The organism is Empedobacter sp. UBA5528 (assembly GCF_002426075.1).
Lineage (GTDB): Bacteria > Bacteroidota > Bacteroidia > Flavobacteriales > Weeksellaceae > Empedobacter > Empedobacter falsenii_B.
This window is the reverse complement of the sequence record NZ_DINY01000055.1, coordinates 1-17,035: the sequence shown is the minus strand read 5'-3', so window position 1 is coordinate 17,035 and position 17,035 is coordinate 1. Positions and strand designations below refer to the sequence as shown.

Sequence of the window (17,035 nt, the reverse complement as noted above, 5' to 3'; positions counted from 1 at the left end):
AACGTATTGCTGTATTTTTACTGAAAAACCATATGGATCTTCAAGAGTGGAAACCTAATTCTCAAGTGATTGAAAAAATTAAATTATTGAATGCTGAAAGAAAACATCGCGTTAAAATAAGAGCTGGATTACTAGCTCAAAAACAAGATGAATTATTTTTAAAATCAATTGTTGACAAAGCTGTTTTACGTTTAAACATTAAGCTAATCGATGTATTAACGAAACAAATTAATGAGATCGAAGATAGAATCTATCAATTAATTTGTAATGATGAACAGCTTTATAACCATTATAAAAGAATACAATCAATCCCTGGAGTAGGAAAAGTTTTAGCTTTTAATATGTTGATTAAAACGGATGGTTTTACAACCATAAATACGCCAAGACAAATGGCTTGCTATGCTGGAATAGCTCCATTTGATTTTCAATCTGGAACTTCCATAAGGCGAAAACCGAAAGTTTCATCAATGGCTGATAAAGATTTGAAGAAACTATTGCATTTAGCTGCAATGAGTGCTATTCGTTTAGATAATGACTTGGCTATTTATTATCATCGAAAGGTAGAAGAAGGGAAAAATAAAATGTCGGTCTTAAACGCAGTCAGAAATAAAATAATTCACAGAATTTATGCACTAATTAAAAATCAAAATATTTATAAAAATAACTTGGTTTTGTCATAGAAATCAGAATGACAAAATTTGTTGTTAAAAGTGACAACGAATTTGAATTAGAAAAAGGATTTTGAAAAACTATATTCATTCATTTTTTATTCATGAGTTATTAATTGTTTCAAATGAATATCTATAATTAAAATAGATTAAGCTATGAATAAAAAAGTGATAGAAAGATACTGCATTTAGAATGCTCAGGGAACGATTTCTTGGTGGCTGAGGTTTTCGAAGTCACATTTTACGATCTTTTCCTTTCGAGTGTTTACTCTTTTCCCTTCGAGTGCCTCATGGAACGGGTTTTCTTGGTGGCTGAGGTTCTTGAAGTCATACTTGCTCTAATTATTAGAACTAAACAATTTATTAAATCTAGTGTTCAATGTTTCAATATACGCTTGTTTAGTATCCTTATTTAAGAAACTAATCTCCACAAAATCGATCCATTTTAGTTTAATTTTGATGAATCTTTTGTAAATAGATTCTACTGATTTATTAGGTATTTTTAATGTTTTCGCTAACTGATTGAAATCTTCTATTTTTAATCTATTTTTTTTACCATTAATTGTTAATGCAGATTCTTCCTTATCATTGGGAATTAATAACAGTGTATTCAATAAATCGTAAGCTGGAGATAATTCGTATTCATTGAAATCATTTTCGATTAATGAATAGTTTTTAAGATGCATATCAGCATTTGCAGTCAAGTAATTAAATAAAACAATTTCAAATAATTTTTGAGCTTCAAATCCACTATTTTTAGTTAGTTGATAGATTAATTTTCCGATTTTTTCTATTGATCCTCGATATTTATGTTCCGTTAAATTTTCAGTCAATTGACAAAAGTCTTCAACAGCAATTTTATCTTGATTTTTTCGATCAAATCGCTTTGTTAAATAAGCCAATTCACCTGATTTAAGCCGAATAAGTGTGTGTGTTGCTGTTTTTATTTTTACCAATTCCGCTAAATGCATGGTTAAGTCTTCATTTTCGGGTAAGTCGATATATTCTTTTGAAGCAGGTTTTAAAATATAATTTCCTTCAAGATCCACAATTGTAAATCTCGATTGTTTATTTATATCGCTTATAAGATTTAAAGATAATTTTGGTTGCACACCTGTAACTGTCACACTTTTTACAATCAACTCTTTTGCTAATTCTTCTAATTGTTTGCTGTCAAAATCAATTGAAGGAGGATTTATTGAACCAAATATTTTTTTAGAACATTTAGAATGAAAATCAATTTCATTTTCTGCTAATTCTTTGTAACAACTAAGGCATTTTTTCATAATTCTTCATTATTTGAAATGATAGAAACAGCTCCAATACAATCTTTGCAAAGGGTTAATAATAAACCAAAACGATCTTTAGAATTTAATTTCCAATTTCTTACTGCAATATTCAAAAGCCAACCTTCTGGTATTAATCCATCAAAAAAAGGAAATAAAATTTTACTTTCATAAGAATCTTGTTGCATAGGAAGCGTTAAACTAATTGGTTTCGATTCCAAATTATTCAAATATTCTTGATCGTATTTAAAAATATAACCATTTTCATTTTCAGAAATTGTTCCTGCAAATAGATTTTTATAATAGACTAAACCTTTTCTCATTGCTCAATTTTATCAATTACACCAACTTCAGAACCAAATAAAGCTAAAACTTGATTAACTTTATCTAATCTTACAGAAGGTTTTCCTTGTTCTATTTCACGAATAAATCTTAAACCAACTCCAGCTCTCTCAGCTAATTCAGGTTGTGTAAGTTTTAATCTTTTTCTTTTTTGTTTGATAAATTCTGCAATTGATTGATTCATACTTATACCCTTTGAGGTATAAATATAGTCATAATTTTTGTTTTATACCCAATAAGGTATAAAATTTATATAAACGTAAGTATTATACCTTTTAGGGTACGATTATTTCTTTGTGGCTGAGGTTCTCGAAGTCACACTTTTACGATATTTTCCTTTTTAGAACTCAGGGAACGATCTTTTGGTGGCTGAATTTTTTGAAGATAAAATTCTATTCTCGATACAATTTTTCTTCATTATTATTTCGAAAAATCACTCGAACTGACGAATTTTAATTAAGACGTATAACAAATGGATATAAACTAAATTTTAACCATACTGAAAACCTTTTCTTCTTGATAGTTTGATCTTTTCCCTTCGAGAGCCTAGGAACAGGTTTTTCTTGGTGGCTGAGGTTCACGAAGCCACATTTTTACGATCTATTCCCTTCGCATGTTTGATTTTTTCCTTCTAAAACCTCAGTGACCGTACTAAAAGCGAATTTGAATATTGGAAAAGAATGACGAAAACGGTATTAAAACACACACGTTAAGAAAATGTTTGAATGAAACTTAAAAAGGTATTAGCCCGTAGGGTTTTTAAAATCTTTAGAGAAATGAGAACATATTTAGTAGAGAGTTTTACAGCCAAGTCTTTTTTCGTTAGTTTTTTTGACTATTCCCCGAAGGGCATCTGAATACCTATAATTAAAATAGATAAGCTATGAATAAAAAAATGAAAGTAATAGATTTCTCGATACCTCAAATTAACAACGAGTTGAGGTTCTGAACATAATTACGTGAATAAGAGAATAATTAGTAGTTCTTTATTTATTACTTTTTGCTTGATCAAAAAGTAATCAAAAAATCAAGACTGCGATTTTCGACGTTCAATTACCATTTTACGCACTAAAAAGATTAAATGATTCGCTATCGCTCACTAATCTTTTTTACGCTTGTTTCAATGGATTGAAGCTCGTCTGCAAATCGTAAGTCGACTCTAAAATCCGTTGATAAAAGTGATAACGAATCTGAATTAGAAAAAAGGATTAGAAAAATCCGACGATTTAGAATCGAAATGCAATTTAACTCTAAATTATTGGAATAAAAAAGTTGGAGTGTCTGAGTGAAGCGAGTTGCCAACTTTATGGAGATAATTTAGTTAGTTGAATTACCTGAGCCATACCATGGCTCCTCCTTTTAATTTCAAATGTTTTTTTTGATGAACTTTCCCGAAGGGCATATGAATACCGATAATTAAAATAGATAAGCTATGAATAAAAAAGTGATAGAAAGATTATTCTCGTTTTTCAAAACTACCTTCATTCATTTTTACCTTGACGCAAAAACGAACCAAAAACGTCAAGTCTGTGCCTACAAATCGGTCAATAACGGCTACTCACTAAATGCTTTAAATCATTCACATATAAAATGTGAACAGTAAATCATTTTTAACGTTCGCTACGCCGAATTGACACTCGACTCTTCAGCAATGACGGTTTTTTAATTCCTTATTAAAAGTAAATTTAAAACTTGAATATTGAAAAAGAAATTAAAAATCCGACGATTTAGTATCGAAATGACGAATTTTAGTTAAATTGTTCAGAATTACGAACAAAGGATCTAAAGTGTGTTCGAAAGAAAAAATAATAAATTTATAAACCAAACACTCTCTTAATTTTTAGAAAGAGGTGTCCAAATCATTTTGACAACGTACAGATTTTCATAAAACAAATGGAAAGCGAAATATTTCAATACATTGATATTTGGTACAACAGAAAAAGAAGACACAGCTCATTGAATTACAAAACAATTGAATAATTTAATAACTTAAATAATGTTTACAAAAATGTAGCTTAAATTTTACTGTACTTTTTATTTGCATAACCAGCTATCAAAATTTGCTTACATAAAACTGCAAATCTTCTATTAATATATAAATCTTCAATAGCAAAAACCCTTATCAATATAAATTAACTGAGTCTTTCTTTGAAGATATTCAAAATCCTCTTGAACGAATTGTATTTAGTATCATGCTATTCTTAATTAAAACATTAAAAACTCAGATTCAATTTTATCAATCACTTTTTCAGGAATATTTTGTTTTTGACATAGGATTCTGAATTGATTAGTCGATTGTACGACTTCATCAATAATTCCGTTAGCATCTTTAATCGTGAATAAATCAGCTATTTTCAGTAAATCAGTTCGATTAATTTCAGTTCGTTTTCCATTAATAGACATCGCTCTTGAAATTCGAAGATAGTTTTTTAAAGCATCTAACGGATAGGTTAAATCATAGGCAGGAGCTAAATTCCAACGGTCTTTTTCTGTATCATAAATGAATGAGAAATTCTTTAAATGGTCATCAATATTAAAAAAAACAAGATTAAAAGCCATTCGTTTAAATAATTGCTGAATATTTTTGTGCGAAAGTTTCAAATCAAAAGCTAGTTTAAAAAGATTTTCATAAGACGAATTTTCAGGCTTTTTGAAATCCCACCCTGTCATTCCTGAAGCTGTCAAAATATGCTGTTTTTGTCCATTTTGACGATCAAATCGTAATGTTGCAAAATGTTTATCTTCAATTAATTTAGAAGGCATCATTTCAATTCCAATGGAAGTTGCAATTTGATAATAAATATATTCGATTTTTTCTTTTGAATAGCCTTGATCTTCATCGATCGAAAGCTTGATTAAATAATGATTATATTCTTCAGAAGTTTCTAAATCACCAGGAATTAAATGTCCTGTAGATTTATTTTCCGAAACCAAAATTTTAGGTCGTGCACCGCCAGCTGAAGTTCCAATCTTGAAAATATTCAGTAAAGCAATATCACTTAATCCTTTTTCTTCGGTGGAAGTTTTTAAATCCAATACTTTTTTAACTACTTCTGTAATTTCATCGACATTAATTGTTTGATTGGATCTAATTTCTTTTGCAGGTGAAAATTCTATCGCTCCCATACCTCTTTTTCCTACGTAAGTAAGCTGTTCTAAAGGAGTGATTGAACTTATGTCTTTTTGAGTCGCTTCAAGCCATTCCTTAAAAACAATGTTTCCAAAAAAATCAGGTAAAGAATCAGCAATCATAGGAGGTAAACCTCGAAACGTTTCTCCCTCAAACTCAGAAAATACTTGTACATTAGGTGTTCTACGAATGACGTAAGGAAATATTTTTTTATAGATGTTATTCTCCAAAAAATCAGGATTATATTGGAATGAAGATTTCCTTTGGTTTTCGTCATAACCAATTTTACCAATTTCAATTCCATGAAAATTGATTGAAATGATTTGATTCTTTGCCATAATTAATACATGGATTGATTATTATCTAAATTTTCAATTTTATCTGAAACGAATTGATTGATTGATTTCATTTCGTCAAAATACTGTAATACTTTCAAAAGAGTTTCGATTGTAGGATTCTCTCCATTTTCAAGTTTAGCAATTGTTAAACGAGAAAGCGCTAATTCATCAGCTAATTCTTGTTGTGTTAAGTGTTCTGCTTTTCGCATTTTCTTACACCATTCACCAATTGAATTTTTTACATCTTTTATTGTTGTGAAATCTAACATAAATGTATATTATAATAATCAAATGTACGAATTTTAGACAAAATATATAATAATGTATACATTTTGTTTGTATTAAACCTGTCGTACTTCATGACTTCGTAGACTTTAAATATAATTATTTTAGTTTAGATTTAAGTATTTCATAAGGTGTTTTTCCTTTAAATGAACCATGTGGACTATCGAAATTATAAAATTTTTCCCATTGTTCTAATTTTTGATTTAGATCGACATCATCTGTGTAACTTAAAAGTTGATAAAACTCTTTTTTATCAGTTAAATGAGATCGTTCAACTTTCCCATTTAACTGAGGTGTACCCACTTTTATAAATCGGTGTCTCATTCCTAAATCTTGAACATGCCAATGAAACTTTGATTGAAATTCGTGTCCATTATCTGTTTGAATTGTATTAATTCTAAAAGGGAATTTTTCTACAACATAATTTATGAATTCAATTGAACTTAATTGATTATGTTTTTCAGAGATTTTAAGTGCTCTAATTCGTGTAGCATCATCAATCGCTGTGTATTGAAATCGTTTGATTTCAGTGCCATTTGAATCATGAAAAATCAGAAATTTAACATCAACTTGTACCTGATGACCAGGTGTTTCTTTTTCATACTTGATACTATGCATGGCTCTTCTAGTCACCTTTCTGTCTAATCTAGCGACATTATTACGCTTTAGAATACGATAAACACTTGATTCCGATATCAAAATATCATGATAACGTTCTAAATACCATTTAATTCGCCAAGTCCCTAATTTATGTTCTTTTCGAAGTTCTAATACTTTATTTACAATCTCTTGCTTAATTTGGTTAGGAAAAGTATGAGGAGTTGGTTTCTTTCTGAGTAAACCTTCTTCTCCATGTTCTTCATATGCTTTTTTCCATTTATAAAATGTACTCTTTTTAACACCATAAAATTTATAAGCTATAGTGTTATTTCCATATTCTTTAGCATATTTTAGAACTTGTAATTTTTTAATATAAGTTAAATAAGTTTGGATTTCTTTGGTCTTTTTAATAATCATAAGGCTATATTAGTTTTTTACTAATTTAGTCTACGATGATCTGACGTACCCACAATTTGAAAGTGTCTTCTCCTTTTTGAAGTAATGGTGGAAGACTTGTTTATGTTTTAGTGTTTCGGTCAAATGATTTTGGATTGTAAATATTGTCTTCAAATTCTTTCAGTAAACCAATTGTGCAACGATAAACAAATTAATCACCGCATAACTTGCGGAGAATATTCAAATATTTACCGCAAAACAGTTAGAGCAAGTTTTCAATAACCTTTTGGAAAGAGAAAATAATTGAATATTCATATAAAAATGTCCGTTATTTCAGTCGTTTTAATTATATTTGTATGAAATAACGGACATTTATGAAAAAACAAATTGTTTTACCTCGTTATAAAGATACCTTATCACAAATGGGTGAGCAAATAAAACTTGCCCGTAAACGTCGCAAATTAACAGCAGTACAAGTCGCTGAAAGAGCAGATATTTCCAGATCCACTTTAAATCTCATCGAAAAAGGAGAGCCAAGTGTAGCGATGGGAGCTTATTTCAATGTGCTTCGGGTTTTAGGCTTACAAGATGATTTTTTAAAGTTAGCAGCAGACGACACACTTGGTCGTAAACTACAAGATTTAGAGATATTATAGGATGGCAGTACAGAAAACAGATATATATGTTTATGCTGATTGGCAAGATTTAGAAAGTCCAATACTAATGGGCGTATTATCGGCCTATCAAGCCAAGGGACGAAAAGCATTCAGCTTTTCGTATGATAATCTATGGTTAAAATCTGGACATCATCATCAGTTAGATCCCAATTTACATTTATTTGCAGGGCCACAATTTGCTAATGATAAAGAAAACTTTGGACTCTTTCTAGACAGTATGCCTGATACTTGGGGACGTACCTTAATGAAAAGACGTGAAGCTCAACTCGCTAAAATAAAAGGTGAAAAAGCGAAAACATTATATGATATTGATTTCTTATTAGGTGTCTATGACGAAACACGTATGGGGGCGTTGCGTTTTAAACTAGATCCAAAATCTGACTTTTTGGATAATGATACCGAAAAGGCTACGCCACCATGGTCTACTGTAAGAGAACTTCAACAAGCTGTCGTTCATTACGAAAATGATACCGATAATGAAGCGATAAACAAATGGTTACAACTATTAATAGCTCCTGGTTCTTCTTTGGGTGGAGCTCGTCCAAAAGCTAATATTTTAGATGAGCATAAACATCCATGGATTGCTAAATTTCCATCTAAGAATGACACTATTGATAAAGCTAGTTGGGAATATTTAGCGTATCAATTAGCGATAAAAGCAGGGATAAATATGTCGGAATGTAAAATAGAAAAGATTAATGGTCCGTATCATACTTTTTTTACCAAACGATTTGATCGTGAAGGAAGTAATAGAATTCATTTCGCATCGGCAATGACCATGACAGGAAATAACGAAGAAACCATAAAAAATCAGCCTGCCAGTTATTTAGATATTGTGGAGTTCATCCAATCGAATGGAGCGAACATCAATGAAAATTTAACCCAATTATGGCGTAGAATCATTTTTAATATTGCGATATCCAATACTGATGATCATTTACGAAATCATGGATTTATTTTAACGAAAGAAGGTTGGGTTTTATCACCTGCTTATGATTTAAATCCATCCATTGATAAAGATGGTTTAGCCTTGAATATTGATATGGATAATAATGCGTTAGATTTTGAATTAGCGAAAAGTGTTGGTGAGTATTTTCGATTAACGACTACAGAAATGGATCAAATAATCGATGAAGTAACTTCTGTAGTTAAGAATTGGCAGGATATCGCTAAACAAATTGGAATTTCAAGAGCTGAACAAGAACTAATGGCAAGTGCTTTTAAATATTAGTTGCAATTAATAAAATAAAAAATCATTACAAAAAAGCACTAACGTCTTGTTTTGGCGTTTAAAAGGATTAATATTGTATTGTTTACAATAATGAATATACAAAAGATAAATTTTATCTTTCAAAAGAAATAAAGACAATGACAAATACAGCCCAAAGAGCAGAACTACAAGCTAAAATCTGGAAAATTGCCAACGAAGTACGTGGCTCAGTAGATGGATGGGATTTCAAACACTTTGTGTTAGGAACATTATTCTATCGTTTTATTAGTGAAAACTTTACTAATTATATTGAAGGTGGTGACGAAAGTGTAAACTATGCAAAATTAGCAGACGACATCATCACACCAGAAATTAAAGATGACGCCATTAAAACAAAAGGATACTTCTTTTATCCAAGTCAATTGTTTGTGAATATTGTCGATAACGCCAATACAAATTCCAACTTAAATACAGACCTAAAGGCGATATTTACAGATATTGAAAACTCAGCAAATGGATACGAGTCTGAACAAGATATCAAAGGATTATTTGCAGATTTCGATACAACAAGTACACGTTTAGGAAATACCGTAGAAGATAAAAACAAACGTTTAGCTGCAATTTTAAAAGGAGTTGCCGAGTTAAATTTTGGTAGTTTCGAAGAAAGCCAAATCGACTTATTTGGGGATGCTTACGAATTCTTAATTTCTAACTATGCAGCCAATGCAGGAAAATCTGGAGGTGAATTCTTTACACCTCAAAATGTATCGAAACTGATTGCGCAATTAGCGATGCACAAACAGACTTCGGTCAACAAAATCTACGATCCTGCTGCTGGTTCGGGTTCTTTGTTATTACAAGCAAAAAAACATTTCGATAACCACATTATCGAAGATGGATTCTTTGGACAAGAAATCAATCATACAACCTACAACTTAGCGCGTATGAATATGTTTTTGCACAATGTCAATTACGATAAATTCAATATCCAATTAGGAGATACTTTAACCGATCCTCATTTTATCGACGATAAACCTTTCGATGCCATTGTATCTAATCCTCCTTATTCGGTGAATTGGGTAGGTTCGGATGATCCCACTTTAATTAACGATGATCGTTTTGCACCAGCTGGAGTTTTAGCACCAAAATCAAAAGCAGATTTTGCCTTTGTTTTACATGCGCTTAATTATTTATCAAGTAAAGGGCGTGCAGCCATTGTATGTTTTCCTGGTATTTTCTACCGTGGTGGAGCAGAACAAAAAATCAGAAAATATTTAATAAAAGAAAATTTTGTAGAAACAGTAATTAGTTTACCTGCAAATTTATTCTTTGGAACTTCTATTGGCGTAAATATCTTAGTTTTATCTAAGCATAAGTCCGAGAATACTACACAATTTATCGATGCAACAGGAGAAGACTTCTACAAAAAAGTAACCAATAACAACATGTTAGAGGATGTGCATATCGAGAAGATTATGCAGTTATTCGATTCGAAAGAAAATGTAAAACATGTTGCAGTAACCATAGAGAATAAGATAATTGAAGAAAACGACTACAACCTTTCGGTAAGTTCGTATGTAGAAGCGGTAGATACACGCGAAGTGATAGACATTGAAGTGTTAAATACTGAGTTAGCTGAAACTGTGAACAACATTTCATCTTTACGTGCAACGATTGATCATCTTGTAAAAGAAATCGAAGGATGAGTGAAATAATTTTATATACTGCAGAAGATGGACAAACTAAAATTAATGTCCAATTGGATGACGATACAATTTGGTTAACGCAAAAACAATTGGTTGAATTATACCAAACTTCAAAATCAACAGTAAGTGAACATATTAAGAATATTTTTACAGAAGAAGAACTGATTGCAGAAGCAACTGTTCGGAAAATCCGAACAGTTCAAATAGAAGGTAATCGTGAAGTTTCTCGTGAACTGGATTACTACAATCTTGATATGATTATTGCTTTGGGGTATAGAATAAACTCGAAGATTGCTACAGGCTTTCGTCAATGGGCAACCAATCGACTGAAAGAATACATCGTAAAAGGGTTCACGATGGATGATGAACGCATGAAAAATCTTGGTGGAGGCAATTATTGGAAAGAACTTTTAGACCGTATTCGTGATATCCGTTCAAGTGAAAAGGTAATGTACCGCCAAATATTAGATTTGTACGCTACAGCAACCGATTACGACCCAAAAAGTGATGCAAGTGTAACTTTTTTCAAAATTGTACAAAACAAATTGCATTATGCTGCTCATGGGCATACTGCAAGCGAAGTCATCTATATGCGTGTAGATAGCGATAAGCCTTTTGTTGGATTAACCAATTTTAAAGGCGATGAGCCTACACAAGCTGAAGCGATGATTGCTAAAAATTTTTTAGAAGAAAAAGAATTACGCGTATTAAATAACTTGGTAGCAGCCTATTTTGATTTAGCCGAATTAAATGCCATTGAAGAACGCCCAATGTGTATGAACGATTATATCCGAGAGTTAGATAATATCCTGAATTCGACAGGACGCAAAGTTTTAGATAATGCAGGGAGTATCTCTAATGCCGCAATGAAAGAGAAAGCAACCTTAGAATACAAAAAATACAAAGCCAAAACCCTTAGCAATGTGGAAAGTGAATACCTAAAAACCATTACAATCTTAGAAAAACAAGCTAAAGCAGGCGATAAACAGGCTAAAGCAAATAACAAAAAAGGAGGGAAATCATGAGTAAATTAGACGAGTTATTAAAAGGGGTTGATGTGGAGTGGTTGCCTCTGGGAGATGTGTGTAAAATTATTGGTAGAATTGGTTATCGTGGTTATACAAAAAAAGATATAGTAGAAAATAAAGATGGTGCAATTGCATTAAGTCCATCCAATATAATAAATGATAAAATAAACTATGAAAAACTAACTTTCATTAATTGGGATAAATATTATGAATCACCTGAAATAATGATTCACAATGGTGATATAATTTTTTGTAAAACAGCGTCAGTTGGTAAAACAGCTTATGTTGAAGATTTACCATATTTAGCTACCTTAAATCCACAGCTAGTTGTTTTTAAGGAAATTAAGTGCTTAAGTAAATTTTTATCATATTGCTTAAAAACTGAAAATTTCAAAATAAGTTTAAATAAAATTATAGGTTTAGGATCAGTCCCTTCAATTTCACAGAAGGATTTATCAAAACTTAAAATCCCAATTCCTTGTCCAGATAATCCAGAAAAATCCCTTGAAATCCAACAAGAAATTGTTCGTGTGTTAGATGAATTAACTTCGTTAAGCAACCAATTAACAACCGAACTAGAAACCGAACGCCAAAACCGTAAAAAACAATTCGAATTCTTCCGTGAGCAGTTGTTTAGTTTTGAGGAAGGTTCAATAATATTCAATAAATTAGGTGAAATTGGAGAATTTCAAAGAGGTAAAAGATTTGTTAAAACTGATATGATTTCAGAAGGGGTTCCATGTATTCATTATGGAGAGATGTATACACATTATGGTATTTGGGCTAATGAAACTAAATCATTTTTAAGTAAGGAATTAGTTGATACTAAAAAATTAAGATTAGCTAAGAAAAATGATGTTATAATGGTTGCAGCAGGTGAAACGATTGAAGATATTGGAAAAGGAACTTCGTGGTTAAGTGATCAAGGAGTCGTTTTTCATGATGCTTGTTTTTCATTTACTAGTCCACTTAATCCATCATATGTAGCATATTTTACTCGAACTAAGCAATTTCATGATCAGATTAGAAGAAATATATCATCTGGAAAGATATCTGCAATAAATTCAAAAGGTTTAGAAAAAGTTTATATACCAATACCATCATTAACAGAACAAAAACGCATTGTAAAACTCTTAGATCAATTCGATGCAACCCATACAGCCATCGAAGAAGAAATTACAAAAGAAATTAAACTAAGAACCCAACAATACGAATATTACAGAGAAAAGTTATTAAGCTTCCCGTCATTGCGAACAACGTGAAGCAATCCAGAAAAGCAACCCCAAACCAGTAAACCAAAATGAAAAAAGGAGGTGTAGTCTATATTATGGCAAACAAAAGAAACGGTACTCTATACACAGGCGTAACAGCCGATCTAAAAAGACGTGTATACGAGCATAAAACAAAATATAATCCCGAATCTTTTACGGCAAAATATAACTGCACAATCTTAGTTTATTACAAAAGCTTCCATTCAATTGAAGACGCAATAACAGAGGAAAAAAGAATAAAAGCAGGTAACCGAAAAAATAAATTAAAACAAATAGAAACACTCAACCCAAATTGGATTGACTTATGGGATGAAATAAATGAATGGTAACTCCACGTCATTGCGAGCAAAGCGAAGCAATCCAGCAAACAACGCAAGCAAAGCAATTCAGTCATTGTTCTCCGTCATCGCGAGTATAACCAACGTCATTGCGAGCAAAGCGAAGCAATCCAGCAAACAACGCAAGCAAAGCAATCCAGTCATTGCTCACCGTCATCGCGAGTATAACCAACGTCATTACGAGCAATGCAATTTAGAAAGTGAAACAAATTAGAATCTAAACTAGACAACCCATTAACAGCTACTTAGAATAATATAAGATGTACAAGACTATCGCAGAATCCAACAATTACATTGTATTGGATAAATACACCAAATTCTACGAATTAAACGAGGCTCCGATTGCTTATCAATCAGAAGCTGCCTTAGAAAAAGAATTCATCCAAGATTTAATTAATCTGGGATACGAGAATCCGACTCATCTCAAATCAACAGATGCCATGTTAGCCAATGTGCGTACGCAATTACAAGCATTGAATAATATGGCATTTACCGATAACGAATGGGCGCGTTTTCTTGTCGAATATTTAGATAAACCAAGTGATAGTTTAGTCGATAAATCGCGTAAACTTCACGATAACCACATCTACGATTTTGTATTTGATGATGGACACATTCAAAACATCTATTTAGTCGATAAAGATAATATTACGCGTAATAAAGTACAGGTTATCTCACAGGTCGAACAAACAGGTTCGCACGCCAATCGTTACGATGTAACAATTCTGGTCAACGGATTACCGATGATTCAAGTAGAGCTGAAGAAACGTGGTGTAGCCATTCGTGAAGCGTTTAATCAAGTCCATCGTTATTCCAAAGAGAGCTTTAATTCAGATAATTCGCTATTCAAATACTTGCAGTTGTTTGTAATTTCGAATGGAACAGATACACGTTATTTTGCCAATACCGTTACGCGTAACAAAAACAGTTACGATTTCACGATGAATTGGGCAAAAGCAGATAATACCTTAATCAAAGATTTAAAGGATTTTACAGCAACTTTTTTTCAAAAAAACACGTTATTAAATGTCTTACTAACGTATACGGTTTTAGATATTAAAGATACATTATTGGTCATGCGACCTTATCAGATTGCAGCAACCGAACGTATTTTATGGAAAATTAAAAGTGCTTACCAAACCAAAAAATGGTCATCTTTAGAAAGTGGTGGGTACATTTGGCATACTACCGGTTCAGGGAAAACCTTAACCAGTTTCAAAGTTGCTCGTTTAGCAACAAAATTAGATTTTATTGATAAGGTATTTTTCGTAGTGGATCGTAAAGATTTAGACTTTCAAACCATGAAAGAATACCAAAAATTTTCGCCTGATAGTGTCAACGGTTCAAACAGTACAGCAGGTTTAAAACGAAACATCGAAAAAGACGACAACAAAATTATTGTGACGACCATTCAGAAGTTAAACAACTTAATGAAAGGCGATCAAGAGTTGGATATTTACAATAAACAAGTTGTTTTCATATTTGATGAAGCTCACCGTTCACAATTTGGTGAAGCCCAAAAAAACCTAAAAAAGAAATTCAAAAAATACTACCAATTCGGATTTACAGGAACACCCATTTTCCCTGAAAATGCACTTGGTGCAGAAACCACAGCAAGTGTTTTTGGTTCAGAATTACACGCGTATGTCATTACAGATGCCATCAGAGATGAAAAGGTGTTGAAATTCAAGGTGGATTACCACAATGTAAAACCTCAATTCAAAGGGGTTGAGACAGAAATAGATGAAAAGAAATTGAATGCAGAAGATGCTAAGAAAGCCTTTCTGCATCCTGCACGTATCAGCGAAATTTCGAAATACATCTTACAAAATTACCGCATTAAAACACACCGTACAAAAGGCGGAAATAACGGTTTCAATGCGATGTTTGCCGTAAGTAGCGTAGAAGCAGCTAAACATTATTACGAAGAATTAAACCGTCAGCAAATAGACAGTGAAAAACCGTTGAAGATTGCGACGATCTTTTCTTTTGCAGCGAACGAAGAACAATCAGCCATTGGTGAAATCATAGACGAATCATTCGAGCCTTCTGCATTAAACAGTACAGCAAAAGAATTCTTAACGAAAGCCATCAACGATTACAATAAGATGTTCAAAACAAGCTACGGAGTAGAAAGTGATGAATTTCAAAATTATTACCGTGATCTTTCAGAACGTGTGAAAAACAAAGAAATCGACTTACTAATCGTTGTCGGTATGTTTTTAACTGGATTTGACGCACCAAAATTAAATACCTTATTCGTTGATAAAAACTTACGTTACCATGGTTTAATTCAAGCATTTTCTCGTACCAATCGTATCTTAGATGCAACGAAATCTTTTGGAAATATTGTTACATTCCGCGATTTGGAACAAGCAACGATTGATGCCATCACATTATTTGGAAATAAAAACACGAAGAATGTTGTTTTAGAGAAAAGCTACAAAGAATATTTAGAAGGTTTTACCGATATTTCAACAGGTGATGCACGTAGAGGATTTATTGAAGTAGTTAACGAATTAAATACAAAATTCCCAAATCCAGATGCAATTGAAAAGGAGAAGGATAAAAAGGAGTTTACAAAATTATTCGGAGAATACTTACGCGTTGAAAATATCTTACAAAACTACGATGAATTCACAAGTCTAAAAGCCTTACAAAGCATTGACCAAAGCGATGCGACTGCTGTAGAAGAATTCAAAGAAATGTACCATGTTTCAGACGATGATTTAGCTGTGATGCAAAAGATTCAGTTGTTACCACAACGTGTAGAACAAGACTATCGTTCGACGTATAATGATATTCGTGATTGGTTAAGAAAAGAAAAAGAAGGGAAACAACCAGAAGATGGTGGAATCGATTGGGATGATGTGGTTTTTGAAGTTGATTTATTAAAATCTCAAGAGATTAATTTAGATTACATCTTAGAATTAATCTTCGATCACAACAAAAAAACAAAAAACAAAGCTGAATTAGTTGAAGAAATAAGTCGAGTAATTCGTGCAAGTATTGGGAATAGAGGTAAAGAATCTTTAGTAGTGGATTTCATTAACGAAACAGATTTAGATTCCATACCAGATAAAGCAACGGTTATTGATTCGTTCTTTAAGTATGCGCAAGTCAAACAAAAAGAAGAAGCTACTGAATTAATCGTAGAGGAAAACTTAAACGAAGAAGCGACAAAACGCTACATCGAATCTTCTTTAAAACGAGAATACGCAAGTTCTAACGGTACAGAATTAAATGCCATTTTACCAAAAATGAGTCCGTTAAATCCACAATACCTAACAAAGAAACAAACTGTTTTTCAAAAAATAAGTGCCTTTATTGAAAAGTTTAAGGGAGTTGGTGGAAAGTTGTAATTAATTCCACTTAAATATGTAATATTAATCCTCGACGCTGAAGTTGGGGATTTTTTATTAAAAGAATAAACTTAAATTTACGGATATATATTATTACAAATGCCTTCAAGATATTCTATTATAAATAATAACGATGAATGTGTTAATTGTCCTGAAAAAAATAAATCTGAATTAACAAATGAAGAAAAAATTATACAATTTTCACATCTAAATTCAATTCATTTAAAAGAGGATGAAATAAAAAATTACTCTGATAAATTAGAGTGGGGAATAAATAATAATGAAGTTAAAAACATTGCTATAACAGGTTCTTATGGTTCTGGAAAAAGTAGTATTATAAAGTCATTTATTAAACAACAAACAATCGCTAAAAGAAGGTGTAATCTTCCCCTTGTTAA

Annotated in this window: 16 protein-coding genes; 10 read left to right on the top strand and 6 right to left on the bottom strand. The window is 31.7% G+C overall.

Going from position 1 to position 17,035, the window contains the following annotated elements:
• Positions 1–680 (top strand): transposase (locus tag B4L98_RS12100; protein ID WP_291078318.1); only part of this gene is annotated, 680 nt, incomplete at its 5' end.
• A 326-nt stretch (positions 681–1,006) separates the two neighbouring features.
• Here B4L98_RS12100 and B4L98_RS12095 read toward each other — a convergent pair.
• The 3 genes from B4L98_RS12095 to B4L98_RS12085 are packed head-to-tail and all read right to left on the bottom strand — an operon-like array spanning position 1,007 to position 2,480.
• Positions 1,007–1,954, bottom strand: coding sequence for a HipA domain-containing protein (locus tag B4L98_RS12095; RefSeq protein ID WP_291050824.1), 948 nt, complete (start codon positions 1,952–1,954; stop codon positions 1,007–1,009).
• On the bottom strand, positions 1,951–2,277 hold the full coding sequence (locus tag B4L98_RS12090; protein WP_291078317.1) for a HipA N-terminal domain-containing protein: 327 nt from the start codon (positions 2,275–2,277) through the stop codon (positions 1,951–1,953). The genes B4L98_RS12095 and B4L98_RS12090 overlap by 4 nt, the downstream gene beginning before the upstream one ends.
• Positions 2,274–2,480, bottom strand: a complete 207-nt coding sequence (locus tag B4L98_RS12085) for a helix-turn-helix transcriptional regulator (protein ID WP_291078315.1) — start codon at positions 2,478–2,480, stop codon at positions 2,274–2,276. The genes B4L98_RS12090 and B4L98_RS12085 overlap by 4 nt, the downstream gene beginning before the upstream one ends.
• 1,709 nt (positions 2,481–4,189) lie before the next feature.
• On the opposite strand from B4L98_RS12085, the gene B4L98_RS14625 reads away from it, so the two are divergent.
• Complete coding sequence (locus tag B4L98_RS14625) at positions 4,190–4,276, top strand: hypothetical protein (RefSeq protein WP_349679320.1); 87 nt, start codon at positions 4,190–4,192, stop codon at positions 4,274–4,276.
• Positions 4,277–4,501: 225 nt separating this feature from the next.
• On the opposite strand, the gene B4L98_RS12080 is transcribed toward B4L98_RS14625, so the two are convergent.
• The 3 genes from B4L98_RS12080 to B4L98_RS12070 form a co-directional block, all read right to left on the bottom strand.
• Entirely contained in the window at positions 4,502–5,764 is a 1,263-nt protein-coding gene (locus tag B4L98_RS12080) for a type II toxin-antitoxin system HipA family toxin (protein ID WP_291062422.1), read from the bottom strand.
• Positions 5,765–5,766: 2 nt separating this feature from the next.
• Entirely contained in the window at positions 5,767–6,033 is a 267-nt protein-coding gene (locus tag B4L98_RS12075; protein ID WP_114999438.1) for a helix-turn-helix transcriptional regulator, read from the bottom strand.
• 115 nt (positions 6,034–6,148) lie between these two features.
• On the bottom strand, positions 6,149–7,066 hold the full coding sequence (locus B4L98_RS12070) for an IS481 family transposase (protein WP_291078313.1): 918 nt from the start codon (positions 7,064–7,066) through the stop codon (positions 6,149–6,151).
• A 353-nt stretch (positions 7,067–7,419) separates the two neighbouring features.
• On the opposite strand from B4L98_RS12070, the gene B4L98_RS12065 reads away from it, so the two are divergent.
• From B4L98_RS12065 to B4L98_RS12030, 8 genes are all read left to right on the top strand, one after another.
• Positions 7,420–7,701, top strand: coding sequence for a helix-turn-helix domain-containing protein (locus B4L98_RS12065; RefSeq protein WP_114999439.1), 282 nt, complete (start codon positions 7,420–7,422; stop codon positions 7,699–7,701).
• A gap of 1 nt (position 7,702) precedes the next feature.
• A complete protein-coding gene (locus B4L98_RS12060; RefSeq protein ID WP_114999441.1) occupies positions 7,703–8,953 on the top strand; it encodes a type II toxin-antitoxin system HipA family toxin in 1,251 nt (416 codons plus the stop codon).
• A gap of 137 nt (positions 8,954–9,090) precedes the next feature.
• A complete protein-coding gene (locus B4L98_RS12055; RefSeq protein WP_291078311.1) occupies positions 9,091–10,638 on the top strand; it encodes a type I restriction-modification system subunit M in 1,548 nt (515 codons plus the stop codon).
• On the top strand, positions 10,635–11,663 hold the full coding sequence (locus tag B4L98_RS12050) for a virulence RhuM family protein (protein ID WP_219035294.1): 1,029 nt from the start codon (positions 10,635–10,637) through the stop codon (positions 11,661–11,663). The genes B4L98_RS12055 and B4L98_RS12050 overlap by 4 nt, the downstream gene beginning before the upstream one ends.
• Positions 11,660–12,928, top strand: coding sequence for a restriction endonuclease subunit S (locus tag B4L98_RS12045; protein WP_291049586.1), 1,269 nt, complete (start codon positions 11,660–11,662; stop codon positions 12,926–12,928). The genes B4L98_RS12050 and B4L98_RS12045 overlap by 4 nt, the downstream gene beginning before the upstream one ends.
• Before the next feature lie 38 nt (positions 12,929–12,966).
• Positions 12,967–13,266, top strand: coding sequence for a GIY-YIG nuclease family protein (locus B4L98_RS12040; RefSeq protein ID WP_291049589.1), 300 nt, complete (start codon positions 12,967–12,969; stop codon positions 13,264–13,266).
• A gap of 269 nt (positions 13,267–13,535) precedes the next feature.
• Entirely contained in the window at positions 13,536–16,637 is a 3,102-nt protein-coding gene (locus B4L98_RS12035; RefSeq protein WP_291078310.1) for a type I restriction endonuclease subunit R, read from the top strand.
• A gap of 99 nt (positions 16,638–16,736) precedes the next feature.
• Positions 16,737–17,035: hypothetical protein (locus B4L98_RS12030; protein WP_291078309.1), on the top strand; the 299-nt coding region annotated here is incomplete at its 3' end.

Coding starts and splice junctions, on each gene's coding strand:
- B4L98_RS12080 (WP_291062422.1), bottom strand. CDS start 5,764: ATGGCAAAGAATCAAATCATTTCAATCAATTTTCATGGAATTGAAATT.
- B4L98_RS12065 (WP_114999439.1), top strand. CDS start 7,420: ATGAAAAAACAAATTGTTTTACCTCGTTATAAAGATACCTTATCACAA.
- B4L98_RS12070 (WP_291078313.1), bottom strand. CDS start 7,066: ATGATTATTAAAAAGACCAAAGAAATCCAAACTTATTTAACTTATATT.
- B4L98_RS12090 (WP_291078317.1), bottom strand. CDS start 2,277: ATGAGAAAAGGTTTAGTCTATTATAAAAATCTATTTGCAGGAACAATT.
- B4L98_RS12055 (WP_291078311.1), top strand. CDS start 9,091: ATGACAAATACAGCCCAAAGAGCAGAACTACAAGCTAAAATCTGGAAA.
- B4L98_RS12040 (WP_291049589.1), top strand. CDS start 12,967: ATGAAAAAAGGAGGTGTAGTCTATATTATGGCAAACAAAAGAAACGGT.
- B4L98_RS14625 (WP_349679320.1), top strand. CDS start 4,190: ATGGAAAGCGAAATATTTCAATACATTGATATTTGGTACAACAGAAAA.
- B4L98_RS12075 (WP_114999438.1), bottom strand. CDS start 6,033: ATGTTAGATTTCACAACAATAAAAGATGTAAAAAATTCAATTGGTGAA.
- B4L98_RS12060 (WP_114999441.1), top strand. CDS start 7,703: ATGGCAGTACAGAAAACAGATATATATGTTTATGCTGATTGGCAAGAT.
- B4L98_RS12045 (WP_291049586.1), top strand. CDS start 11,660: ATGAGTAAATTAGACGAGTTATTAAAAGGGGTTGATGTGGAGTGGTTG.
- B4L98_RS12085 (WP_291078315.1), bottom strand. CDS start 2,480: ATGAATCAATCAATTGCAGAATTTATCAAACAAAAAAGAAAAAGATTA.
- B4L98_RS12035 (WP_291078310.1), top strand. CDS start 13,536: ATGTACAAGACTATCGCAGAATCCAACAATTACATTGTATTGGATAAA.
- B4L98_RS12095 (WP_291050824.1), bottom strand. CDS start 1,954: ATGAAAAAATGCCTTAGTTGTTACAAAGAATTAGCAGAAAATGAAATT.
- B4L98_RS12050 (WP_219035294.1), top strand. CDS start 10,635: ATGAGTGAAATAATTTTATATACTGCAGAAGATGGACAAACTAAAATT.